Here is a 24,491-nt window from a genome sequence, read left to right as displayed (position 1 = left end):
GGCGCGGGTGCAGCCGGCGAGCGCGAGCGCCGCGCCGCCAAGCATGGCCGTGCGCCGGTCCACCCGCATGTCAGCGAACCGGCGCAAAGCCGGCGATGCGGTGATCGCCCGCCTCGACCGGGCGGAAGCGCAGGCGCATGTCGCAGGCCGGATCGACGCCGTCGTCATCGACCAATATGCCCGCGATCCGCACGCCCGGCGCATCGTCGGGTTCGAACAGGATGACGGTGTAGGGGACTTCGGCCTTGTGGTCGCCGGGCAGCAGGCTGCGGATCACGGTGGTGAAGCTATAGGCCTTGCCCTCCGGCGAGACCGGGCGCCATTCCAGCACGGCATCGGGCTTTCCGGGGACGACCTCGGGCGGATACCAGACCCATTCGCCGGTTTCGGCGTCGGCGGTGATGCGCAGTTCGCCGGCGTCGAGGCCGTCGTAGAAGCCCTGGAACAGCGGGTCTTCCAGATGGACGGGATAGATGGGAATACCCATGGTCAGTCCCTCGCAAGGATGGTGGTGGAATGATTATTGCCGCCCAGGCCCGCGACCGCGCAGAGGCGGGCGTCGGGCACCTGGCGATCGCCTTCCTGCCCGCGCAGCTGGCGCACCGCCTCGATCAGCAGGTTGATGCCGGGGACATAGCCGCCCGACATATGGCCGCCGCTGGTGTTGACCGGCATCCGGCCGCTCGGTTTAGCATGGCCGGCGGCATAGAAGCGCGCGCCTTCGCCGCGATCGCACAGGCCCAGCATCTCGGTCTGGACGATCGCAGAGATGGAGAAGCCGTCATAGACCTGGGCTAGGTCCAGATCCTTGGGATCGACGCCGGCCATGGCATAGGCCTGCGCCGCCGAATCCCAGCCGGGATAGTCGAAGGTGCAGGGCTTCTGCGTGAACAGCACGCCATGGGGGTAATTATTGTAGCCGATGCCGACGCCCTGCACCGCTATCACCGGATGGGGCAGATCGCGGGCAGCCTCCACCGCGCTCACCACATAGGCGCCGCCGCCATCAGTGGTGAGGCAGCAGTCGGCGACCCGCAGCGGGGTCGAGATCATCGGCGTCTGGCGATAGGCGTCGAGGTCCATCGGATCGCGCTTCTGGGCGCTCGGCGTGAGCGCCGCCCAGGCGCGGTAGGTCATCGAGACGGAGGCCAGTTCTTCCTCGCTCATGCCGAATTCATGGGCGTAGCGATTGGCCATGGTGGCGAAATAGGTGGGCTGGCCGAAGAAGCCGGCGGGCATTTCCAGCCCCGCCTTCTGCGGCTCGCGCGCGTGGAAGCCATAGACGCCGCCCGGCTTGGTCGAGCGGATGGCATAGGGGACGAGGACATGGCGGGCGAGCCCGGCCTCGATCGCGAGTTGCGCCAGCCGCAGCGCGTCGCCGGTGGTGGCGGTGCCGCCGGCCGTGTCGGCGACGGCAGTGAAGCGCCGGGTCGCGGCGCCGATCGCATGGGCGACCTCCTCCGACGGGTGGCCGACATATTTGTTGCTGACATGGCCGTCGATATCAGCGGGGGTGAGGCCCGCATCGGCGATCGCGGCCAGGCTGGCGCGGGTCATCATCTGCATCACCGTTTCCTCGCCCTTGCGCAGGAACGCGGTTTCGCCAATGCCGGTGATGGCGACTTTATTGCCCTTCATCATGCGTCCTTGAACCCCTTGCCCTGTGCCACCAGTCGTTCGATCAGCGGGGAGGGGGTGAAGGCGGCGCCATGCGCAGCCTCCAGTGCCCGGAGTCGGTCGAGGACGGTGGGAAGCCCCTGGAGATCGGCCCAGAACATCGGGCCGCCGCGATATTTCGGCCAGCCATAGCCGGTGATCCAGACGATATCGATGTCGGACGCGCGCGAGGCGATGCCTTCGTCGAGGATGCGGGCGCCCTCATTCACCATGGCGAAGAGGATGCGATCCTGGATTTCCGCGTCGCTGACATCGCGGCGGACCATGCCCTGCTTCGCGGCGAAATCCTCGATCACCTGCATCGCGACTGGCGAGGGGGTCTGTTTGCGGTTCTCGTCATAATCGTAGAAGCCGCCCTTCGTCTTCTGTCCGTGGCGGCCCATTTCGTTGAGGATTTCCCGGACATTGGCGGAGCTGGTCGTCTTGGGGTTCCAGCCGACATCGAGCCCGACCAGATCGCGCATCTGGAAATGGCCCATGGCAAAGCCGAAGTCGTACAGTATCTTGTCGACCGCCCAGGGCGTGGCCCCTTCGAGGATCAACTGGTCCGCTTGTATATTGCGGGCGGCGAGGATGCGGTTGCCGACGAAACCATAGCCATTGCCGACCAGCACGCCGATCTTGCCGATCGTCTTGGCGAGCTTCATGGCGGTGGCGATGATTTCCGGCTTCGTGTCCTTGGTGCGGACCACCTCCAGCAGCTTCATGACATTGGCCGGCGAGAAGAAATGGAGGCCGACGACGCTGTTCGGCCGGCTGGTGGCGGCGGCGATATCGTCAATGTCGAGATAGGAGGTGTTGGTGGCGAGGATGGCGCCGGGCTTGGCGATCCGGTCGAGCTTGGCGAACACCTCGCGCTTGACGTCGATCTGCTCGAACACCGCTTCGATGATCAGGTCGCAATCGGCCAGATCCTCCATCGCGATCGATCCGGTGAGCAGGCCCATGCGCGTGTCGACATCCTCGGGCTTCATCTTGCCCTTCTTGGCCGTGGTTTCGTAATTGCCACGGATGATGCGCAGGCCGCGGAACAGGGCGTCCTCGTTGGTTTCGACCAGGGTGACGGGGATGCCGGCATTGGCGAAGTTCATCGCGATGCCGCCGCCCATGGTGCCGGCGCCGATGACGCCGACCTTGGCGATCGGCAGAATGGCGGTGTCGGCGGGCAGGCTGTCGACCTTGGCGGCCTGACGCTCGGCGAAGAAGACATGGCGCTGGGCGGCGGACTGGCTGTCGGCCTGAAGCTCGTTGAACAATTGGCGCTCGAAGGTCATGCCTTCGTCAAAGGGCAGTTCGAGGGACGCCTCGACGCAGCGGATGATCGCTTCGGGGGCGTTGAAACCACGGAATTTGCGGGCATTGGCCTTGCGAAAATCGGCGAAGATTTCGGGCTTGCCGCGTGCCTCGTCCAGCTTCTCGGTGCGGTCGCGGACCTTGAGCAGCGGGCGGCCTTCGTCGAGCACGCGCTGGGCAAGGGCGATGGCGTCGGCGCGCAACTGGCCTTCGGCGGCGAGTTCGTCGATCAGGCCCATATCCTTGGCGGCCTTGGCCGAGACCGGGCTGCCGGCGGTCATGAGGTCCAGCGCCTTTTCGACGCCGACGATGCGGGGCAGGCGCTGGGTGCCGCCAGCGCCGGGCAGCAGGCCCAGATTGACTTCGGGCAGGCCGCATTTGGCCGAGGGAACGGCGATGCGATAATGGGCGACGAGCGCGAGTTCCAGGCCCCCGCCCAGCGCCGTGCCGTGGATGGCGGCTATCACCGGCTTGGTGGCATTCTCCACCACCAGCTGCAGGTTGCGCAGCGTGGGTTCGACCGGCGGCTTGCCGAATTCGGTGATGTCCGCGCCGGCGAAGAAGGTGCGGCCTTCGCAGATGAGCACCATCGCGCCGACCGCCGGATCGCCGATGGCGGTCTCGACCGCGATGGCGACGCCCTGGCGCACGGCGTTGGAGAGGGCGTTCACCGGCGGCGAGTTGACCGTGATGACCGCGATGGAGCCTTCCACCGCATAGGTGACGACGTCATTGACCTTCATTCAAGCCTCTGTGCGTTTGGGCGCCCGGCTGGCCGGCGGACTGCGCGGCCAGCACCTGACGGGCGCGTTGGCGGAAATAATGCTGGAGCCCGGCGATCTCTTCGTCGGTCAGTTCCTGGAAGCGCGGCATGCCCCGTTCGCGCAGGATGCCATTGTGCAGCACATCCTTCATGCTGGCGGTGTCGAGCGGGACGCCCGACTGGAGCAGGTCCGGCGCGGCGCCGCCCGACACGGCGTTGGCGCCATGGCAGATGGAGCAGCGCTGGCCAAAGACGGCGGCGCCGATAGCAGCCTTGGCCGGATCGACGGCGAAAGCGGGATTGTCGATCACCGGCATGTCGACGGGATCGACCTTGGGCAGCGCAGCCTTGCCATCGAGGGCGAAGGTCAGGACGCGCCATTGCTGGGTGCGGTAATTCCATTCGCGCGGCAGGCCGATGGCGCTGGGGAAGCGGGAGCCGGCGATCACCGTCACATATTGCCGGCCGCGCGCACGATAGCTGATCGGCTGAGCCATCACCGCGGTCTGGGCGTCGAACGACCAGAGCGGCTTGCCACTGGTGGCGGCATAGGCGACGAACTTGCCGCCGGCATTGCCCTGGAACAGCAGGTTGCCGGCCGTGGTCGCGGTGCCGCCGCCGCCGCGCAGGCCGGGCATGGGAATGCGCCAGGCCTCGCTCTGCGTCACCGGGTTCCAGGCGAGCAGGAAGCTGGTGGCGGGACGATCGGGCGTCACGCCGGGCGGCGGCGCGCCGGTGCCGACGCTGAGGCGCTGGCCGTCGAGATGCTTCCAGCCCTTGAGCGGCTCGGCCGGGTCGATATAGACGCGGCCCTGATCCATCGTCGGGATATAGACGAGGCCGCTGCCCGGATTGAAGGACATCGCCTCGATATTATGGGCGCCGAAGGGCGAGGGATAGACGATCGCCGCCTTGCCGCCGGGATAGCGGGCAGCGGGGTTCTCGATCGGCCGGCCGCTCTTCACGTCTATGCCGCTGGCCCAGTTGACCGGGACGATGTTGCGGGCGGAGATCAGCTTTCCGGTGGCGCGGTCGATGACGTAGAAGAAGCCGTTCTTGGGCGCGTGCATCAGCACGTCGCGGTCCTGCCCGTCGATCTTCAGCCGGGCGAGTTCCATGTCCATCGCCGAGTTGAAGTCCCAGGTCTCGCCCGGATTGGTCTGATAATGCCAGACATATTCGCCGGTGTCGGCGTCGAGCGCGACGATCGAGCAGAGGAAGAGATTGTCGCCGCCGCCCGGACTGCGGATCTTCTGGTTCCAGGGGGAGCCATTGCCGACGCCGATATAGATGCGATTATATTTGGGGTCATAGGCCATGGCGTTCCAGGCGGTGCCGCCGCCGCCATATTTCCACCATTCGCCGGTCCAGCTCTTGGCGGCCATCGCCATCGCCTTATTCTCGAAGCCGAGCTTCGGGTCGCCGGGCACGGTGTAGAAGCGCCAGAGCTGCTTGCCGGTCTTCTGGTCATAGGCGGTGACATAGCCGCGGATCGGGGCGAAATCGGCGCCGCCATGGCCGATCAAGACCTTGCCGTTGAACACCCAGGGGGCGCCGCTGATATAGCGTTCGTCATCCTTGCCGATGGTCTGGGTCGACCAGAGCCTGTGCCCGGTGCGGGCGTTGATGGCGATCAGCCGGCCGTCGATCGTGCCGACATAGACGGCGCCATTGTCATAGGCGATGCCGCGACTGCCCCAGGCGCCGCGCATCTTCTGGTCGGCGACCTTCCAGCTTTGCGGGTCATAGGTCCATAGTTCATGGCCGGTGGCAGCGTCGACCGCGTGAACGACGCTGTAGCCCGAGGCATAATAAAGGATGCCGTCGACCGCGATCGGCGCGGTCAGGCTGGAGCCGCCGCCGTCGATATCCTGATACCAGGCGAGGCCGAGCCGGCCGACATTATGGTCGTTGATGTCCTTCAGCGGGCTGTAGTGATTTTCGTCGATGCCGCCATAGCCGGGCCAGTCGGTGCCGTCGCGCCGGGCCTGACCGGAGGGCGCGCAGGCGGCGAGTAGAGCCAGAAGCGGCAGAGTGAGGGACGCAAGACGCATGAAGATCAGCCCCCGATCGTCCGGTCGGACGGCCAGAAGCGCTGGCGCAGCGCCTTCTTGTTGACCTTGCCCATGATGGTGCGGCCGATGTCATCGACCATCTCGTAGCCGCGCGGGCATTTATAACCGGCAAGGCTGGCGCGGCAGAAGGCGTTGAGTTCGTCAGCGCTGGGCGGATCGGCTGGATCGCGCGGGATCACCAGCGCGCGGGCTTCCTCGCCCATTTCCGCATTGGGGGCGGCGACCACGGCGATGTCGGCCACCTTGGGATGGCGCAGCAGCACATGTTCGGATTCCGCCGGATAGATGTTGACGCCGCCCGACACGATCATGTCGGATACGCGATCGGTGATGAAGAGATAGCCCGCATCATCGACATAGCCCATTTCGCCCAGGGTGAAGATGCCGGGCGCGATATGGGCGGCGGCGGTCTTTTCCGGGTCGCCGCGATAGACGATGCCATGGCCGCTGGTGTCGCGGAAATAGACCTGGCCAACCTCGTTGGCGCCCAGCACCGCGCCATCATCGCCATAGATGACGGTTTCGAATGGGGCCAAGGCGCGCCCGACCGAGCCGGGGCGTTCCAGCCATTCGGGCGAGGTGATGAAGGTGGTCGAGCCAGCCTCGGTGCCGCCATAGGCCTCCACCAGCACCGGGCCGAACCAGTCGATCATCGCCTGCTTGACCGCGCGGGGACAGGCCGCGCCGGTATGGGCGAGGCGCTGGATGCTGGAAACGTCATATTTCGCGCGGACATCTTCCGGCAGGGCGAGCATGCGCTGGAAATGGGTGGGAACCATGACCGATCCGGCGACCCGATATTTCTCGATCAGCGCCAGCGCCCTTTCCGCGTCGAAATGCTCGACCGTGATGAGGCTCATGCCGCCGAACACGTTGCGGGCCATGCCAAGCGGGCCGGTATGGTAGAGCGGGCCGACGGCGATGCCGGGCGAGGGGGTGATGCGGGCGCGCACCGTTTCCGCCAGCGCCTGCACCGTGGCGACGCGCGGGAAATATTGCGGCGGGGTCTCGGTCGCCTTGGGCCGGCCGGTGGTGCCGGAGGTATAATGGAGATGGGGCAGCGGCGCGACGCTGGGGTCAGGCTCCGCGGTTGAGGCGGCGGCGAGCCACGCTTCCCAATGGATCAGGCCTTCGCGATCGGGACAGCGCCAGCCGATGACGGTGGCGACGCCGGCTTCGGCCGCGGCGGCGAGGCCCGCCTCCATCGTTTCCGGGCCGACCAGCAGGGCGACGGCGCCGCTGTCCTTGAGGATATAGGCGGCCTCCGACGGGGTGAGGTGGAAGCTGACCGGGACGCTGGAAATGCCGGCCTCCAGACAGGCGACATAGGCGATCACGGTTTCTGCGCTGTTGGGCGCGAAGACGGCGACGCGCCGTTCATGCAGGTCGAGGCCGTTCAAGGCATTGGCGGCGCGGTTCAGCCGATCATCCAGTTGCAGCCAGTCGAGCGAGACGCGCTCGTCGGTCAGCGCCATGTCGGTGCGACGGTCGGGCGCGACAGCCTGGAGGGTGAGTGACATCAGGCGTCCTTTCAGGCGGCCGGTGCGTGGACGGCACGCGCGGCGATGGTGGGGGCGAGATAGCGCAGGGCCATGCGGAAGGAGAGGAGGGCGACGACCGAGCAGACGGTGACGACCACCGCCAGCGACTGGCCCAGCGCGGCTTCCGACCGGAAGACATATTGGGTGAGCGCGGCGACGATCGCCGGGCCGGCGCCCAGGCCCAATATGGTGAAGACGAACAGGAAGAAGGCCAGCATCCGCGCGCGGATCGTCGCCGGTGCGATCAGCCCCATGATCGAGGAGACATAGACCATGAAGGGCACGGTGATGAACTGCGCGACGCAGTAGCAGACCAGGAAGACATAGACGTTGGTGGCGAAGAACATATAGGCGATCACCGGCAGGAAGCCGAGGATCAGCCAGCTGTAGAAGCGCAGATGCGCATCCGTCATGCCGCGCGTGAACAGGCGGTCGACGATCCAGCCGTTGATCACCAGCGACACGGCCGAAACGATGTTCATCAGGCTCAACGCCACGCCATATTGCACCGGCTTCCAGCCGAAATGCCGTTCGATATAGGCGGGCACCCAGTTGGTCATCGAATAGCCGCACATGGCAAGGCAGGATGTGCCGACCAGCATGAGCGCCAGCAGCCGCCAGTTCTGGCGCACGAAACCGGCGATCGCGCCCTTTTCCGCGACCGGGCGCGCGGTCCTGGTCGCGCCGCGGCGGCCGGGTTCGGGGAAGGTGAAGACCAGCAGGGCGATGAGCAGGCCGGGCACGCCGACCATCATCATGACCAACTGCCAGGGCTGGGCCGGGCCATGGAAGGGAATATGGATGCCGCTATGCGCGGCGGCGAAGGCGATGGCGACGCCGCCCAGGGCAAATGCCGTTGCTGAGCCGACCTTGCCCGCCATCTGGAAGGTGGAGGTGGCGCGGGTCAGCAGGCGCGGCGGGAAGGCGTCGGCGATCAGCGAATAGGCGGCGGGCAGTAGTGCCGCCTCCCCCACGCCGACGAAAATGCGGCCGACCAGCAGCGCCTCATAGCTTTGCGCGAAGCCGCAGGCCGTGGTGGCAACGGCCCAGAGCGCGACCCCGCCGAAGATGATCCAGCGGCGCGAATAACGGTCCGCCGCCCAACCGAGCGGGAGGCCGAACATGGCATAGAAGATGGCGAAGGAGGTCGAGGTGATCATGCTGACCTGGACATCGCTCAGCAGCAGATGAGCCTTGATCGGCGTGACCAGCATCGACACGATCAGCCGGTCGACCCAGGACAGGACATAGAGGCCGAACAGCACCGCCACCATCCACCAAGCGGTGCCCAGTTGCTGGGTGTCGCCGCCGTCCGGGGCTCTCTCCTGGCTGGTCATCAGCATGATCCTTCCCTTCGCCCTGTGTCGGGGTTCAGCGTTGCGGCAGTGCGTTGAGTTCGGCGATCTTGAGCTTGCCAAGCTGGGCCATGTGGACTTCGTCCGGCCCGTCGGCGAGGCGCAGGTAGCGCGCATTCATGAAGGCGGCGGCTGGCGGGAAGTCGCTGGCCATGCCGATGCCGCCGAACACCTGCATCGCCCGGTCGGCGACCGTCTGGGTCATGCGCGGGGCGACGATCTTGATCGCGGCGATCAGATCCTTGGCAACCTTGTTGCCATGGCGGTCCATCGCGTCGGCAGCCTTGAGCGTCAGCAGCCGGGCCTGCTCGATCTCGCAGAAGGACAAGGCGATATCCTGGCGGATGCTGCCCTGGTCGGCGAGCTTGCGGCCGAAGGCGACGCGGCTATCGACGCGGCGGGCCATATATTCGAGCGCGCGCTGGGCCTGGCCGATGAGGCGCATGCAGTGGTGGATGCGGCCCGGCCCCAGGCGGCCCTGGGCGATCTCGAACCCGCGTCCTTCGCCCAGGATCAGATTTTCCCTGGGCACGCGCACATCCTTGAAGACCATTTCGGCATGGCCGCCTGGCGAATGGACGGCGTTCATCACGTCGAGCGGGCGGACGATCTCTATCCCCGGCGTGTCGGCCGGGATCAGGATCTGCGAATGCTGCTGGTGGCGCGGCCGGTCCGCATTGGGGGTGCGGCCGAGCAGGATATAGACTTTGGTCAGCGGGTCGAGCGCGCCCGAAATCCACCATTTGCGGCCATTGATGACATAGTCGTCGCCATCCGCGACGATCGTCGTTTCGACATTGGTGGCGTCGGACGAGGCAACGCCCGGCTCGGTCATGACATAGCAGGAGCGGATATCGCCGGCGAGCAGGGGCTTGAGCCACTTCTCCTGCTGCTCGGGCGTGCCGTAGCGGGCGAGCACTTCCATATTGCCGGTGTCGGGCGCGGAGCAGTTATAATATTCCGATGATCCGATCACCCGGCCCATCAGTTCGGCCAGCGGCGCATATTCGAGGTTGGTGAGGCCGGGGCTCCATGCCCCATATTCATGCGGCAGGAACAGGTTCCACAGGCCCGCTTCCTTCGCCTTCGCCTTGATCGTCTCGGTGCCCGGCCAGCGCTGCCACAGATGGGCGGGATCATGGTGGAAATGATCCCGTTCCTTCTCGATCGGATAGACATGGGCGTCCATGAAATCGGTGAGCTGCGCCCGCAGCGCCTGCACCTTGTCGGAATATTCGAAATCCATGCGATCGGTCCTTTTGGGAAATGGGGCGAAGGCGGGCAGGGGGATCAGGTCAGCGTGAGGCCGCCGTCCACGATCAGCGTCTGCCCGCAGATGTAGGTGGAGAGGGGGGAGGCGAGGAACAGGGCGACGCCAGCCATCTCCTCCACTGAGCCGAAGCGGCCGAGCGGGATGCGCGACAGCGCGCGGTCGCGCCGCTCGTCATTCTCCATCGTCACCTTGGTCATCTTGGTATCGACCAGGCTGGGGGCGATGCCGTTGACGCGGATGCCCTCGCCCGCCCAGGCGATGGCGAGCGCGCGGACCAGATTGACCGCGCCGGCCTTGGACGCGGCATAGGCGGGGTTGCCGAAGGTCGCCTTGAACCCGCCGATCGAGCTGACGACGATGACGGCGCCTTTCGTGGCGGCCAGCGCATCCCTGAAGCGGTTGGAGATGTGGAGGATGGAGTTGAGATTGACCGCCATCACCTTGTTCCAGCCGTCGACCTCGAACTCCTGGCGGCGATAGAGGACGGCGCCCTGCGAATGGATGAGGATGTCGAGCGCATCGAAGGGGGCGGGCGCGGCTGCGATCGCGGCGGGATCGCTGACATCGACCTGGGTATAGCCGATGCCGTCCAGATCCGACCCTTCCTCGCCGGCATAGTCGGCGGCGCTGGCGCGCGTGCCCCAGACATGGACGCGGGCGCCGCGCTTCAGAAAGGCCTGGGCCATGCCATTGCCGATGCCGCTCGATCCGCCGACCACCAGCACCGTCTTTCCGGTGAAGTCCAGTTCATTGCCCAAGGGGGAACATCCTTCCTGCATGTCAGCGGATCAGCGCCTGGGCGCGGTCGAAAAGGTGGATGGCGCGGCTGTGCAGCCGATCGCCGGTGTCGCGTGGGGCCTTGCCGGCGCAGGCGCGGGCATGGGTGCCTTCGAGCAGAATGCCGAGCTTGTAGCAGGCGAGGACATGATACCAGTCGACCGCAGACAGATCACGCGCGGAGCCGGCGCCATAGCGGGCGACCAGCTCGGCGGGCGTCGGGAACCCCTCCCACGGCGTGACCGACACGGTGCTGGCGCCGCTGCCGTCGGGCCAGGTTGCCAGCACCCAGCCCAGGTCGAGCAGTGGATCGCCGATCGTCGCCAGTTCCCAGTCGATGATCGCGGCAAGATCGCCGCTGTCGGGGCGGTACATGACATTGGCGAGATGATAGTCGCCATGCATGATGCCGGGCGTGAAATCGGCTGGGCGGTGCCGTTCCAGCCAGGCGGCGATGGCGTCGACGCTGGGCAGCGCCTGCGGCCCGGTCCAGTCGGCAAATTCGCCATAGCCGGCAAGCTGGCTGCGCCAGCGATCGACCTGGCGGCCGAGGAAATTGTCGGGCCGGCCGAAATCGGCGAGGCCGAGCGCCTGATGATCGAGCGCGCCCAATGCGGCGATGCCGTCGACCAGCGCCAGGCCCATGGCATGGCGCATCGCGGGCGATCCGGCATGGGGCATGGGCAGCTGGCCGACCGGATTGAAGCCATCGACCGGCTCCATCAGGTAGAAGGCGACGCCCAGCACGCTTTCGTCGCCGCAATCGGCGATCAGCGCGGGATGGGGCACGTTGGTGCCGGCGATGGCGCGCAGCAGTCGGGCCTCGCGCCGCATCGTTTCATTGCTGTTGGGGCGGGGGTGCGCCGGCGGGCGACGGAAGATATAGTCGCGGCCGTCGCGGGTCAGGCGCAGCAGGATATTCTGCGTCCCCCCGGCAAGCGGCGTCACGTTGTCGATCGGACCGGAGCCAAGCCCCTGATCCGTCATCCACGCCGCCAGCGACTCGATGTCGACCGCTGATTCCACTTAGGCATCCCTCGCTTTTTTCGACTGTTAGCCGTCGATTAGGTCAATTGGATAATGCACTTGACGAACCATCATTGCAATGAGAAATTGCACTCATGGTCAGACTTCAACTCGCCAAGGCCGAAGATGCCACCCGCGGATCCGCTGCCGAGCAGATCAAGCAGGTGGCGTTGCGCCTGTTCGCCGAAAAGGGCGTGGATGGCGTGACCGTGCGCGAGATTGCGGCGGCGGCGGGGCAGAAGAATCACGGTGCCGTCAGTTACTATTTCGGGTCGAAGGAGGCGCTGGTCCGGGCGCTGGTAATGGACGGGGCGATGGCGCTGGAGCGGGAGCGCAATGCGGCGCTCGACGGGCTGGAGGCGCAGGGCGGGCCGCGCTCGATCCGCGAAGTGGTGGAGATATTGGTGCGGCCGGTGCTGGCGCTGCCCGATAGCCATTATGTCCAGTTCATCGTCATCTTTGCCATGACCCATCGCGACATGATGCTGGATGCGATCGATCCGGCCTGGAACAATGCCTATGGCCGATGCCTCGATCATCTGCGGGGCATGATGGCGGATCTGCCGGTGGCGTTGCAGAACCAGCGCTTCGTGTTCATGGGGGCGTATCTGAGCGCCGTGCTGTCGGCGCGGCAGCGGGCGCTGGCGGACGAGAGCCGCGCGCATCCGATGTGGGGCAGCGAGGCGAGTGTCGAGCATTTCCTGCAGACGCTGGTGGCGTTGCTGGAAGCGCCGGCGGACCTGCCGGCGGCGATGCTCAAGGGATTGGGGCAACGCGACGGCGCTATTGCGGATCGACCCGGCCCTGTCGGTTGAACCGGGGCGCAATCACAATCAGAACATAGAAGACGAAACAAGCGGAGCGGGATGATGGCAGTTACGGAAAGGATCGGCGAAGCGGAGCACGCGCGCACGGCAGAGCTGCTGGCGATGCCGCTGGCCGAACTGATGGCGCAGGCGGCGGCGCTGCGCGACGAAGGCCATGGCCGGGTGCAGAGCTGGTCGCGCAAGATCTTCATCCCGCTGACCCAGCTATGCCGCAATCTTTGTCATTATTGCACCTTCTCGCAGCCGCCCCGGCCGGGCGAGAACGCCTATATGACGCGCGAGGAAGTGCTGGCGGTGGCACGCGCCGGCAAGGCTGCGGGCTGCACCGAAGCGCTGTTCACGCTGGGCGACAAGCCGGAACTGCGTTTCGCCGCAGCGCGCGAGGAACTGGCGCGCCTCGGCCATGACAGCACCTTGTCCTATCTGGAGGAAATGGCGGCGCTGGTGCGCGACGAGACCGGGCTGCTGCCGCACATCAATGCCGGGGTCATGACCCGCGAGGAAATGGCCGGTCTGCGCCGGGTATCGGTGTCGCAGGGGCTGATGCTAGAGTCGGTGTCCGACCGGCTGTGCCGCAAGGGCGGCGCCCATTATCGCTCGCCCGACAAGGAACCGGCGGCGCGGCTGGAGACGATCCGGCTGGCGGGTGAACTGGCCATTCCCTTCACCACTGGCATCCTGATCGGCATAGGCGAGACGCGCGAGGAACGGATCGAGGCGCTGGAGGCGATCCGCGACCTGCAGGATGGCTATGGCCATATTCAGGAAGTGATCGTCCAGAATTTCCGGGCCAAGGAACGTACGGTGATGGCCAATGCGCCCGAGCCGGACATGGACGATCTGCTGTGGACGATCGCGGTGGCGCGGCTGATCCTGGGGCCAGAGATGAATATCCAGGCGCCGCCCAACCTGTCGGCGGCGGACTTCCCCCGGCTGATGGCGGCGGGGATCAACGATTGGGGCGGCGTGTCGCCGGTGACGCCCGACCATGTGAACCCGGAAGCCCCCTGGCCGGCGGTCGAGCGGCTGCGCGCCGCGACCGAGGGCGAAGGGCGGATGCTGGTCGCCCGGCTGCCGGTCTATCCCGCCTATGCGCAGGATAATGACCGCTGGCAGGACCAGGCGATGGTCCGCCATGTGCTGGCCCATGCCGATGCGATGGGCTTTGCGCGCGAGGATAGCTGGTCGCCGGGCATCGCGCTGGAGCCGCGCGTCACGCGTCCGTCGGCGCTGCCGGTCGATCCGGTGATCGCGGCGATCGTCGACCGGGCGATGGCCGGGGCGCTGCTGGAAGAAGCCGAGATCGAGACGCTGTTCACCGCGCGCGAAACCGACCTGGAACATGTCTGCGCCAGTGCGGACGCACTGCGGATGCAGGAGATGGGCGACACGATCAGCTATGTCGTCAACCGCAACATCAACTACACCAATATCTGCGCCTATAAATGCAGCTTCTGCGCCTTTTCCAAGGGCGACAAGGCGGAGGCGCTGCGCGGCAAGCCCTATGACCTGGACCTGGAGGAAGTGGTCCGCCGCACCCGCGAGGCGTGGGAGCGGGGCGGCACCGAAGTCTGCCTGCAGGGTGGCATCCACCCCCATTATACCGGCGACACCTATCTGAACCTGGCCCGAGCGGTGAAGGCGGCGGTGCCCGAGATGCACATCCACGCCTTTTCCCCGCTGGAAGTGTGGCAGGGGGCGGCGACGCTGGGCCTGCCGGTCGAGGACTTTCTGCGCCGGCTGAAGGCGGTGGGCCTCGACACGCTGCCCGGCACGGCGGCCGAGATACTGGATGACGAGGTGCGGGCGATCATCTGCCCCGACAAGCTGGACACGGCGCAATGGCTGGAGGTGATCGAGACCGCGCATCGTGTCGGCTTCACCACCACCGCGACGATCATGTTCGGCCATGTCGATACGCCGCGCCACTGGGCAAGGCACCTGATCCGCATCCGCGACCTGCAGCGGCGGACCGGCGGCTTCACCGAATTCGTGCCCTTGCCCTTCGTCCATATGGAAGCGCCGATGGGCGTGCGTGGCCAGTCGCGCCATGGCCCGACCTTCCGCGAGGTGCGGCTGATGCATGCGGTCGCGCGGCTGGCGCTGCACCCGCATATCCGGTCGATCCAGACCAGCTGGGTCAAGCTGGGGCCGGAAGGGGTGAAGGCCTGCCTGGAGGGCGGCGCCAATGACCTGGGTGGCACGCTGATGAACGAGAGCATCTCGCGCGCGGCCGGCACCCAGCATGGCCAGGAAATGCCACCCGCCGCGATGGAGGCGCTGATCCGGTCGATCGACCGCACGCCCCGGCAGCGCAGCACCGCCTATGGCGGGGTGAGCGAGGATATCCATGCACGCGGAATGACCGCGGCGGAACTGACACCCATGGTCCTGACGCCCCCGCGCAAGCGGCGGCGCGAGGCCGATACGAACCAGGAGAGGTTTGAATATGCAGAATGAGGCTTTGGCGACGATCGCCGTGCTTGGCGGGACCGGCAAGGAAGGCGGCGGCCTGGCGCTGCGCTGGGCGCACAAGGGGCACAAGGTCATCATCGGCAGCCGCACCGCCGAGCGGGCGCAGGAAGCGGCCGATGCGATGAACGCGACGCTGGGCGGGAGTTCGGTCGTCGGCGCCGCCAATCCCGATGCGGCGGCGCAGGCGGACATCATCGTGCTGGCCGTGCCCTATGCTGCGCAGCAATCGACGGTGAAGGATGTCGCCGACGCGCTGGCGGGCAAGATATTGATCGACGTGACCGTGCCGCTGGTGCCGCCCAAGGTCAGCCGGGTGCAGTTGCCCGATGGCAGATCGGCGGTCGAGGCGGTGCAGAAGATGCTGGGCGATGGCGTCCGCGTCGTGTCCGCCTTCCAGAATATCAGCGCGCATCACCTGACCAAGCTGGACGAGGAGATCGAGTGCGACGTGCTGGTCTGTGCCGACGACAGCGAGGCGGCGGACCAGGTGGTCGCACTGGCGCAGGAAATCGGCCTGCGCGCCTGGAATGCCGGGCCTTTGTGCAATTCGGTTGTTGCAGAAGGACTTACGTCGGTCTTGATTGCGCTCAATCGGCGGTACAAGGTGCCCGGATCGGGTATTCGCATCACCGGAGTGTAAGCTGCATCCATGATAGTCGCACCGGCCGCCGTCACATTATCGGCCCTGAACGGGGTTCCCATGGTTGCGCCGGGCGACGATCTGTCGGCCATGCTGCTGTCGGCCTGCCATGCCAATGGCCTGTCGCTGCAGGATGGCGACATCGTCGTGCTGGCGCAGAAGATCATATCCAAGGCGGAGGGCCGCGCGGTGCCGCTGGCCAGCGTGTCGCCCTCGGACGAGGCGATCGATCTGGCAGCGCAATGCCACAAGGATCCCAGGCTGGTCGAACTGATCCTGTCGGAGAGCGAGAAACTGATGCGGGTCCGGCCGGGCGTGCTGATCGTGCGCCATCGGCTGGGTCTGGTTCTGGCCAATGCCGGGATCGACCAATCCAATATCGCGCAGGATGAGGATGGTGTCGCGCTGCTGCTGCCGCTCGATCCCGATGGCAGCGCTGCGGCGCTGCGGCAGGCAGTGCGTGATGCGCTGGGCGTCGACATCGCGGTGGTCATCATCGACAGCCTGGGCCGGGCCTGGCGCAAGGGCACCTGTGGCGTGGCGATCGGCGTCGCCGGCATGAGCGGCCTGCTCGACCTGCGCGGCGAGCCGGACCTGCATGGTCGGCCGTTGCAGACCAGCGAACTGGGCCTGGCCGACGAGGTGGCGGCCGCCGCCTCGCTGATCATGGGGCAGGCCGGCGAAGGCCGGCCGATCGTCGTGGCGCGGGGCATTGCGCGGGGCCGCAATGAGGGCAGCGCGGCCGAACTGATCCGCGAACCGGCGATGGACCTGTTCCCATGAGCGTGCTGGCCCTGGCCGGGGGCGTCGGCGGCGCCAAGCTGGCCAATGGCCTGGCCGGCGTCGTGCCGGCCGGCGCACTGACCATTGCCGTCAACACGGGCGATGATTTCGTCCATATGGGGCTGCATATCTCGCCCGACATCGACAGCGTCACCTATGCGCTCGCCGGCATGAACGATAGCGTGCGGGGCTGGGGCGTGGCCGATGAAAGCTGGGCCTTCATGGACGCGACAAGGCGGCTGGGCGGCGAAAGCTGGTTCAACCTGGGCGATCGGGATCTGGCGACCCATGTGCTGCGCACGGCGTTGCTGCGCGAGGGCACGCTGTCTTCGGTCACGGCGGACATCGCCGCGCGGCTGGGCATCGGGCCCGCGATCGTGCCGATGAGCGACGATCCGGTCCGGTCGATGATCGATACCGACCAGGGCGAAATGGCCTTCCAGGATTATTTCGTGCGCCATCAATGCGGGCCGCGCTTCAAATCGATCCGGTTCGACGGCGCAGCAGCGGCGCGGCCGAGTGCCGGTCTGGTGGCGGCGCTGGATGATCCGGCGCTGGAGGCGATCATCCTCTGTCCGTCCAACCCGATCCTGTCGATCGACCCGATCCTGGCGGTGCCGGGTGTGCGGGACAGATTGGTGGCGCGGCGCGTACCGTGCGTGGCGCTGTCGCCCTTCATCGCCGGGCAGGCGGTCAAGGGGCCGGCGGCCAAGATCATGACCGAACTGGGCCTGCCGACGACCCCGGCGACGATCGCCCGCCATTATGACGGGCTGATCGACGGGCTGATGGTGGACGGTGTCGATGCGCAGGGCTGGTCTGACGATGGACTGGCGGTGCGCAGTGCCGACATATTGATGCGCAATGTCGATCAGCAGCGGGCATTGGCCGCTCAGATGATCGATTTTGCGGCCGCCTTGCGGCGCGCGGCGCCATGACCCTGTCGATCCTGATCCCGGCCAAGAGCTTCGCGCAGGGCAAGAGCCGGCTGTCGCAGGTGCTGGGGCCACGGGATCGGGCGGCGCTGTGCCGGCAATTATTGGGGCATGTGCTGGCAGTGGCGCGCGATGCGATCCCGGATGCGGCCGTGCATGTCGTCAGCGTCTGCCCGGAGGTACGCGGTTTCGCGACCGAGCGGGGCGCGAGGGTTCTGACTGAGCGGGAACCCGGCCATGTGCCGGCGCTGATGGCGGCGATGCAGGCATTGCCGGCCGATCGCCCGGTGCTGATCCTGAGCGCGGACCTGCCGATGCTGGCGGCTGCGGACCTGCGCGCGATGGTGCAGGAACCCGCCGATGTCGTGATCGCCACCGACCGAGAGGGGCAGGGGACCAACGCGCTGTTGCTGAAACGGCCCGGCCTTATCCCGTTGCGTTTCGGGCCGGGCAGCTGTGCCGCCCATCTCGGGGAGGCGGAACGAGCCGGGCATCGCGTGTCGATCCTCCGGCGGCCCGGTCTCGCCGACGATGTCGACCTGCCCGAGCACCTCCAAATATTTTCCGTTGGTGCATAATTGCCTTGGTCCTGCCGAACGGGCGGGGTAAGGCAATAAAATTGCATCTAGGTATATAATTGGAGGAGTCGGATGGCGGAGGCATATATTGCGGCCGTGGCGCGCAGCGCCGGTGGCAAGCGGGGCGGCAGGCTGGCAGGGGTGCATCCTGCCGACCTGGCCGGGCGCGTGCTGGCGGGACTGGTGGGCCGCAGCGGGATCGATCCGGCCGCGATCGAGGATGTCATCATGGGCTGTGCCTGTCCCGGCGGCGAGCAGGGGGCGAACATCGCCCGCAACGCCGTGCTGGCGAGCGGCCTGCCCGAATCCGTGCCCGGCACCCATGTCGACCGCCAGTGCGGTTCGTCGCAACAGGCGCTGCATTTCGCCGCCGCGACGGTGATGGCGGGAGTGCAGGACGTGGTGATCGCCGCCGGTGTCGAGAGCATGACGCGCGTGCCGATGGGGCTGCCCTGGACGCTGGCGGCCAAGCATGGGTTCGGCACCTATCGCAGTCCGGGGATCGAGGCGCGCTATCCCGACACGCCGTTCAGCCAGTTTGGCGGGGCCGAGATGATGGCCCGCAAATATGGCTTCGACCGTGCGACGCTCGACGCCTATGCACTGGAGAGCCATCATCGCGCGGCGGCGGCGACGCAGGCCGGCAAGTTCGACGCGGAGATAGTGCCGCTGGAGGTCGAGACCGCCGAGGGCGAAAAGCTGGTCCACAAGGTGGATGAGGGCATTCGCTTCGACGCCAGCCTGGAGAAGATTGCCAGCGTCAAGCTGTTGCAGGAGGGCGGGGTGATATCCGCCGCCAATGCCAGCCAGATCTGCGATGGCGCCGCGGCGCTGCTGATCGTCAATGAACGGGGCCTCAAGACCCATGGCCTGACGCCGCTGGCGCGGGTGCATGAAATGACCGTGCTGGGGCATGATCCGATCATCATGCTGGAGGCGCCGATCCCGGCGACCGAGCGGGCGCTGGCACGGGCGGGCATGACGCTGGGCGAGATCGATCTCTATGAAGTGAACGAAGCGTTCGCGCCGGTGCCGCTGGCCTGGGCCAAGGCGCTGGGCGCCGATCCGGCGCGGCTCAACGTGCATGGCGGGGCGATTTCGCTGGGCCATCCGTTGGGCGGATCGGGCGCCAAGCTGATGGCGACGCTGGTCAGTGCCCTCCACGATCGTGGCGCGCGCTATGGCCTCCAGACCATGTGCGAGGCCGGCGGCATGGCCAATGTGACGATCGTGGAACGGCTCTGAGGGGAATGGATCGGCCCTTCCCCGGTGGCGGGGAAGGGCCGATCCTTCAATTGGCTTCGTCGAGCAGGCGGCGGGCGATGACCTGGGCCTGGATTTCGCCGGCGCCCTCGAAGATGTTGAGGATGCGCGCGTCGGCCAGCAGGCGGCTGACCTGATATTCGGTGGCGAAGCCGTTGCCGCCATGGATCTGCAGCGCATTGTCGGCGGCCGCCCAGGCGACCCGCGCGCCGATCAGCTTGGCCATGCCGGCCTCCAGATCGCAGCGCTTGTCCTCATCCTTGCGCCGGGCGGCGAAATAGGTGAGCTGGCGCGCGCCCATGATCTCCGCCGCCATCATCGCCAGCTTGTTGGCGACGCGCGGGAAGTCGAAGATCGGCCGGCCGAACTGCTTGCGGTCGAGCGCGTAGGAAAGGCCGATGTCGAGCGCCGCCTGGGCGACGCCGATGGCGCGGGCAGCGGTCTGGATACGGGCGCTTTCGAAGGTTGCCATCAACTGCTTGAAGCCCTGGCCCTCGACTCCGCCGAGCAGATTGGCGGCGGGCACGCGGAAATCGTCGAAGCCGATCTCATATTCCTTCATGCCGCGATAGCCGATCACCTCGATTTCGCCGCCGCTCATGCCGGGCGTGGGGAAGGGGGCGTCGACGGTGCCGCGCTGCTTGGGCGCGATCAGCATCGACAGGCCGCTATAGTTGCGGGTGTCGGGATCGGTGCGGACCAGCAGGGTCATCACGTCGGCGCGGGCCGCATGGGTGATCCAGGTCTTGTTGCCGCTGACCCGATATTCGCCGTCGGCGAGCGTCGCGCGCGTGCGCAGCGCGCCAAGGTCGGAGCCGGTGTCAGGCTCTGTAAAGACGGCGGTCGGCAGGATCGCGGCATTGGCGATCTGCGGGAGCCAATGGGCCTTCTGCTCGGCGGTACCGCCGGTCAGGATCAGTTCTGCCGCGATTTCCGACCGGGTGGCGAGGCTGCCGACGCCGATCCAGCCGCGCGACAATTCTTCCGACACGACGCACATCGCGGTCTTGCCCATGCCAAGGCCGCCAAACTCCTCCGGAATGGTCATGCCGAACACGCCCATCTCGCCCAGTTCCTGGACCAGCGGCAACGGGATGAGTTCGTCCTTGAGATGCCATTCATGGGCGAAAGGCGCGACCTTCTCGTTCGATAAAGCGAAGAACTGGTCGCGCACCATGTCGAACATCTCGTCCAGGCCGCAATTTTCCAGCGTCGCCCGGCCGCGCGCATCGACCAGGTGGCCGGCAATCGCGCTCTTCACCGCCTGGCCGCCGCCACTGCGGATGAGGGTGCGCAAGGCCGGGGCGTCGAGCGCAGAGAGATCGTCGGTGAGGTCGGTGGGGCGGATCACTTCGCCCTGGTTCATCGGGATGCCGCCCAGCATCTGCGCGCCATATTCGGCGAAGAGCAACTGGGCGAGCAGTGCCTCTATCTCGCCGAAGCTGCCCTGGGCGTCGAGACTGGCCGCCCAGCTGGCGACTTCGCGCAGCATTTCGGCATAGGCGGCGAACCAGCCAAAGCCGTGGACGACATGCTGCTCGACATCGGCGAGGACGCGATCGACCTTGCCGTCCGCATTGCTGATCCGCGTCTTCACATGCGGGCGGGCGGCGGCGGCGAAGGCGTGGGCGGCATCGGCCGCACCGGACAGCAGCGCCGGCAGATCGGGCAGGACCAGGATATTCTTGTCCATCTCCATGGTCGCGCTCATCCTTCCCCCGCCTGCTTCTTGTTCGCCGATGCCATTGCCTTGGCATCGAGGCCGCCGACCAGATTGCCGGTCATCAGCTGATTATGGGCATGGGCGAGATGGTGCATATGGAACACGCTATCCATCACCTGCCGCTTGCCGCGCGCATCCTCGACGAAGTTGAACGCCTGCTTGGTCAGGGCCAGGCCGAACCGTTCATGCTGGGCGATTTCGCCGGCGATCTTGGCCACTTCCTCACGCAGCGTTTCGCGCGGGAAAATCTCGTTCACCATGCCGAAATTATAGGCGCGCTGGGCCGGCATGCGGCGGCCGAGCAGCAGCAGTTCGCGCGCGACGCGGGTCGGCAGTTCGAAGGCATGGGCGAAATATTCGACCCCCGGCTGGGCCATGCGCTGCACCGGATCCTGGAAGAATGCGTCTTCCGAGGCGATGATGAGGTCGCAGACCCAGGCCAGCATCAGCCCGCCGGCGATGCACGCGCCCTGCACCATGGCGATCATCGGCTTGGGGATGTCGGCCCAGCGCCGGCACAGGCCCAGATAGCCGTCCTGTTCCAGCACATATTGGCGTTCGGCGCCGCCCTTGTTCAGATGGTCCCACCACATGCTGGTGCGCGTGCGCGGCATGTGGCTGTCCTTGTCCGGGGTGCCGATGTCATGGCCGGCGGAGAAATGCTTGCCCTCGCCACCGAGCACGATCACCTTGACCCCGTCATCCTCGACCGCGCGCTTGAAGGCGTCGTCGAGCTGGCCGAGCAGCCGGTAATTCTGGGCATTGCCATATTGGGGGCGGTTCAGCATTACCCAGGCGACGCCGTCCACCACATTGTAGGTCACGAATTCGGGCTGCGCTTCTTCGGACATCGTCCCTCTCCCTCAGCGCGGCGGCATGCGCAGGCCACCGTCGAGCCGCACATATTCGCCGTTCCAATAGTCATTCTCGATCATCGCCAGCGCCATCGCGGCAAATTCCTCGGGCTTGCCGAAACGCTTGGGGAAGGGAACGGTGGCCGACAGCGCATCGCGCACCTTGTCGCTGGCCCGCGCCATCAGCGGCGTGTCGAAGATACCGGGCAGGATCGCGTTTACGCGGATGCCTTCGCCCATCAGGTCACGCGCCATCGGCAGGGTCAGGCTGACGATGCCGCCCTTCGACGCGGAATAGGCCGCCTGGCCGATCTGGCCGTCGACCGCCGCCGCGCTGGAAGTATTGATGATGACGCCGCGCGCCTTGTCCTCCAGCGGATCGAGGCTCAGCATGCCGGCGGCCGACTTGGCGCAGCAGCGGAAGGTGCCGATCAGGTTGATCTGGATGATCCGTTCGAACTGGTCGGTCGGGAAGGCCTTGATCTCGCCGGTCTCGCGGTCGCGGCTGGCGGTCTTGATGACATTGCCGGTGCCGGCGCAATTGACCAGGATACGCTCCTGGCCATGGGCGGCGCGTGCCTTGGCAAAGCCGGCATCGACCGAGGCCTCGTCGGTGACATCGACCTTGCAGAAGGTGCCGCCGATGTCCGCAGCGACCTTCGTCCCGGTTTCCTCGTTGAAGTCGAACAGCGCGACCTTGGCGCCCTGCGCCGCAATGGCGCGGGCCGTCGCCTCACCCAGACCCGATGCCCCGCCGGTGACGATGGCGGCTACCCCCTGGTCGATCTTCATGCCTGTGTCCTCTCCTTCACGGGGCGTTGGGCGATCGCGCCGTCGCTCGTCAGCGCGTCAAGCACACCGTCGTCGAGGCCGAGCCATTCCCCCAATATTTCGCGGCTATGTTCGCCCACGCGCGGTGGGCAATGACGATAATCGGCCGGCGTCGCCGACAGCTTGCCGGGATAGGCGACGGTCGGGATCTCGACCCCATCCTCTTCCCGGCGATAGCGATGGACGGTCTGGCGCGCGTCGATGAACGGGTCCTCGAACACATCCTGGATGCTGTTGACCGGGCCGGCGGGGACGCCAGCGGCCACGAAGCGCGCCATCAGGTCGTCACGGGCGAAGGGGCGGACGATTTCCTGCACCTTCGCCTCGATCGCGTCGCGGTTGATGAGGCGCTGGGCGCTGGTGGCGTAGAGCGGATCGGTGCCCAGTTCCGCATGGCCCATTTCCGTGCAGAAGGCGCGGAACTGGCGATCATTGCCGATCGCGATGATCATCATGCCGTCGGCGACCTCGAACGTCTTGTAGGGGACGACGGTGGGATGGCGATTGCCCAGGCGTCCGGGCACGATGCCGCCGACCAGCCAGTTCATCCCCTGATTGGCAAGCATCGCGATTTGGGTATCGAGCAGCGACACGTCGATCTGCTGCCCTTCGCCCGTGCGTTCGGCATGGCGCAGGGCGGCGAGGATGGAGACGGTGGCGAACATGCCGGTCGACAGGTCAGCCATGGCGACGCCGGCGCGCAGCGGGCCACCATCCTCTTCGCCGGTGATGCTCATGAAGCCGCCCATGCCTTGGGCGACGAAATCATAGCCGCCCCGGTCGGCATAGGGACCGGTCTGGCCGAAGCCGGTGATCGAGCAATAGACGAGGCGCGGGTTGATCGCCTTCAGGCTGGCATAGTCGAGACCATATTTGCGCAGGCCCCCGACCTTGAAATTCTCGACCAATATGTCGGCTTCCGCCGCCAGCCGACGGATCAGCTCGGCGCCCTGCGGCGTCGCCAGGTTGATCGCGGCGGAGCGCTTGTTGCGGTTGCAGGACAGATAATAGGCGCTGGTGCCGATTTCCGGCTGGCCATCCGCGCCGGTCAGGAAAGGCGGCCCCCAGGCGCGGGTATCGTCGCCATGGCCGGGCAGTTCGATCTTGATGACGTCGGCACCGAAGTCGGCGAGTATCTGGGTCGACCATGGCCCCGCGAGCACGCGCGACAGGTCGAGAACCTTGATCCCTTCAAGCGCACGGCCGCTCATCGGCTGCCTGCCTTGTCCGTCATGACCGCTGTCATCGCCATCCGCTCCTGTCCCCGTCTATCTGCTGCATCGGTTGATGATTCTGATAGCGGGTGCAGGAATGGAGGGCAAGAATTATTGCACTATAGGATACTTTTGGTGCTATTTCTTGGTGGCGCCGGCGAGATAGGCGAGCAGGTTGGCGCGATCGGCCGGGTTGGGCAGGCCGGCAAAGACCATACGGCTGCCGGGGACGGCGGCGCTGGGCTTGGCAAGGAAGCCGTCCAGCGACTTGGCATCCCAGCGGATCTTGGCCTTCTGCATCGCCGGGGAATAGGTGAAGCCGCGCACGGTGCCCGACGTGCGCCCGAATATGCCCGAGAGCGAAGGGCCAAGCTTCTTCACGCCCGGATCGACCGAGTGGCAGACGGCGCAGCGGGCGAAGACCGCCTTGCCCTTGGTCGCATCGCCAGCCTGGGCGAGCGCCGGGCCGGTGGTCGCGACCGCCATAGCGAACATCATCACGCGCGAAACATGCTTCATCGACATCCTCAATCCTCTTCCCTTCTTCTCTGGCTAAAATCTATACCAGTGTGCATAAATAAACCAATA

General features: G+C 66.4%; 21 protein-coding genes. 7 read left to right on the top strand and 14 right to left on the bottom strand.

The genetic code is table 11. From position 1 onward, the window contains the following. Positions 1-70: 70 nt before the first annotated feature. Genes A0U87_RS01905 through A0U87_RS01865 form a run of 9 tightly spaced genes read right to left on the bottom strand, consistent with a single transcriptional unit; the run spans position 71 to position 11,780 of the window. Positions 71-487 carry an OB-fold domain-containing protein gene (locus A0U87_RS01905; protein ID WP_048936623.1) on the bottom strand — a complete coding sequence of 139 codons (417 nt, stop codon included), beginning with the start codon at positions 485-487 and terminating at the stop codon, positions 71-73. Between the two features lie 2 nt (positions 488-489). Continuing rightward, positions 490-1,641, bottom strand: coding sequence for a thiolase family protein (locus tag A0U87_RS01900; RefSeq protein ID WP_234415552.1), 1,152 nt, complete (start codon positions 1,639-1,641; stop codon positions 490-492). Further along, positions 1,638-3,713, bottom strand: a complete 2,076-nt coding sequence (locus A0U87_RS01895) for a 3-hydroxyacyl-CoA dehydrogenase NAD-binding domain-containing protein (RefSeq protein WP_048936621.1) — start codon at positions 3,711-3,713, stop codon at positions 1,638-1,640. The genes A0U87_RS01900 and A0U87_RS01895 overlap by 4 nt, the downstream gene beginning before the upstream one ends. After that, entirely contained in the window at positions 3,700-5,787 is a 2,088-nt protein-coding gene (locus tag A0U87_RS01890; protein ID WP_048936620.1) for a PQQ-dependent dehydrogenase, methanol/ethanol family, read from the bottom strand. Before A0U87_RS01890 ends, A0U87_RS01895 begins: the two co-directional genes overlap by 14 nt. Before the next feature lie 5 nt (positions 5,788-5,792). Beyond that, complete coding sequence (locus A0U87_RS01885) at positions 5,793-7,328, bottom strand: AMP-binding protein (RefSeq protein ID WP_048936619.1); 1,536 nt, start codon at positions 7,326-7,328, stop codon at positions 5,793-5,795. An 11-nt stretch (positions 7,329-7,339) separates the two neighbouring features. Next, complete coding sequence (locus A0U87_RS01880) at positions 7,340-8,692, bottom strand: MFS transporter (RefSeq protein WP_170978340.1); 1,353 nt, start codon at positions 8,690-8,692, stop codon at positions 7,340-7,342. A gap of 28 nt (positions 8,693-8,720) precedes the next feature. After that, a complete protein-coding gene (locus A0U87_RS01875) occupies positions 8,721-9,950 on the bottom strand; it encodes an acyl-CoA dehydrogenase family protein (protein ID WP_004212312.1) in 1,230 nt (409 codons plus the stop codon). 44 nt (positions 9,951-9,994) lie between these two features. Then, on the bottom strand, positions 9,995-10,735 hold the full coding sequence (locus tag A0U87_RS01870; protein WP_048936618.1) for an SDR family NAD(P)-dependent oxidoreductase: 741 nt from the start codon (positions 10,733-10,735) through the stop codon (positions 9,995-9,997). 22 nt (positions 10,736-10,757) lie between these two features. After that, positions 10,758-11,780, bottom strand: a complete 1,023-nt coding sequence (locus A0U87_RS01865; protein ID WP_048936617.1) for a phosphotransferase family protein — start codon at positions 11,778-11,780, stop codon at positions 10,758-10,760. A 95-nt stretch (positions 11,781-11,875) separates the two neighbouring features. On the opposite strand from A0U87_RS01865, the gene A0U87_RS01860 reads away from it, so the two are divergent. The 7 genes from A0U87_RS01860 to A0U87_RS01830 all read left to right on the top strand — a co-directional run bounded on the left by A0U87_RS01860 (position 11,876) and on the right by A0U87_RS01830 (position 19,263). Further along, positions 11,876-12,595 (top strand): TetR/AcrR family transcriptional regulator, encoded by a 720-nt coding sequence (locus A0U87_RS01860; protein WP_048936616.1) that lies wholly within the window; start codon positions 11,876-11,878, stop codon positions 12,593-12,595. 51 nt (positions 12,596-12,646) lie between these two features. Then, complete coding sequence (cofH, locus tag A0U87_RS01855) at positions 12,647-15,067, top strand: 5-amino-6-(D-ribitylamino)uracil--L-tyrosine 4-hydroxyphenyl transferase CofH (protein ID WP_048936615.1); 2,421 nt, start codon at positions 12,647-12,649, stop codon at positions 15,065-15,067. Further along, the gene (gene npdG / locus A0U87_RS01850) at positions 15,057-15,722 is read left to right on the top strand and encodes an NADPH-dependent F420 reductase (protein ID WP_048936614.1); all 666 of its coding nucleotides are present in this window, start codon (positions 15,057-15,059) and stop codon (positions 15,720-15,722) included. The genes cofH and npdG overlap by 11 nt, the downstream gene beginning before the upstream one ends. A gap of 60 nt (positions 15,723-15,782) precedes the next feature. Further along, positions 15,783-16,505 carry a coenzyme F420-0:L-glutamate ligase gene (gene cofE / locus A0U87_RS01845; protein ID WP_234415553.1) on the top strand — a complete coding sequence of 241 codons (723 nt, stop codon included), beginning with the start codon at positions 15,783-15,785 and terminating at the stop codon, positions 16,503-16,505. Then, positions 16,502-17,443, top strand: coding sequence for a 2-phospho-L-lactate transferase (cofD, locus tag A0U87_RS01840; protein WP_048936612.1), 942 nt, complete (start codon positions 16,502-16,504; stop codon positions 17,441-17,443). The genes cofE and cofD overlap by 4 nt, the downstream gene beginning before the upstream one ends. After that, entirely contained in the window at positions 17,440-18,018 is a 579-nt protein-coding gene (gene cofC / locus A0U87_RS01835) for a 2-phospho-L-lactate guanylyltransferase (protein ID WP_048936611.1), read from the top strand. The genes cofD and cofC overlap by 4 nt, the downstream gene beginning before the upstream one ends. 72 nt (positions 18,019-18,090) lie before the next feature. Next, the gene (locus tag A0U87_RS01830) at positions 18,091-19,263 is read left to right on the top strand and encodes an acetyl-CoA C-acetyltransferase (protein WP_122928021.1); all 1,173 of its coding nucleotides are present in this window, start codon (positions 18,091-18,093) and stop codon (positions 19,261-19,263) included. A 46-nt stretch (positions 19,264-19,309) separates the two neighbouring features. On the opposite strand, the gene A0U87_RS01825 is transcribed toward A0U87_RS01830, so the two are convergent. The 5 genes from A0U87_RS01825 to A0U87_RS01805 form a co-directional block, all read right to left on the bottom strand. Beyond that, complete coding sequence (locus A0U87_RS01825; RefSeq protein WP_048936609.1) at positions 19,310-20,992, bottom strand: acyl-CoA dehydrogenase family protein; 1,683 nt, start codon at positions 20,990-20,992, stop codon at positions 19,310-19,312. Continuing rightward, positions 20,989-21,855 (bottom strand): enoyl-CoA hydratase, encoded by an 867-nt coding sequence (locus A0U87_RS01820; protein ID WP_048936608.1) that lies wholly within the window; start codon positions 21,853-21,855, stop codon positions 20,989-20,991. Before A0U87_RS01820 ends, A0U87_RS01825 begins: the two co-directional genes overlap by 4 nt. Positions 21,856-21,867: 12 nt before the next feature. Continuing rightward, complete coding sequence (locus A0U87_RS01815) at positions 21,868-22,650, bottom strand: SDR family NAD(P)-dependent oxidoreductase (protein WP_004212325.1); 783 nt, start codon at positions 22,648-22,650, stop codon at positions 21,868-21,870. Further along, entirely contained in the window at positions 22,647-23,900 is a 1,254-nt protein-coding gene (locus A0U87_RS01810; RefSeq protein ID WP_048936607.1) for a CaiB/BaiF CoA-transferase family protein, read from the bottom strand. Before A0U87_RS01810 ends, A0U87_RS01815 begins: the two co-directional genes overlap by 4 nt. Positions 23,901-24,041: 141 nt before the next feature. Further along, positions 24,042-24,428 (bottom strand): cytochrome c family protein, encoded by a 387-nt coding sequence (locus A0U87_RS01805; RefSeq protein ID WP_048936606.1) that lies wholly within the window; start codon positions 24,426-24,428, stop codon positions 24,042-24,044. Between the last annotated feature and the right edge of the window lie 63 nt (positions 24,429-24,491).

This window comes from Sphingobium sp. MP9-4 (assembly GCF_005281675.1).
Lineage (GTDB): Bacteria > Pseudomonadota > Alphaproteobacteria > Sphingomonadales > Sphingomonadaceae > Sphingobium > Sphingobium yanoikuyae.
The sequence above is the reverse complement of the archived record's forward strand: the minus strand, read 5'-3'. Positions and strand labels throughout refer to the sequence as shown.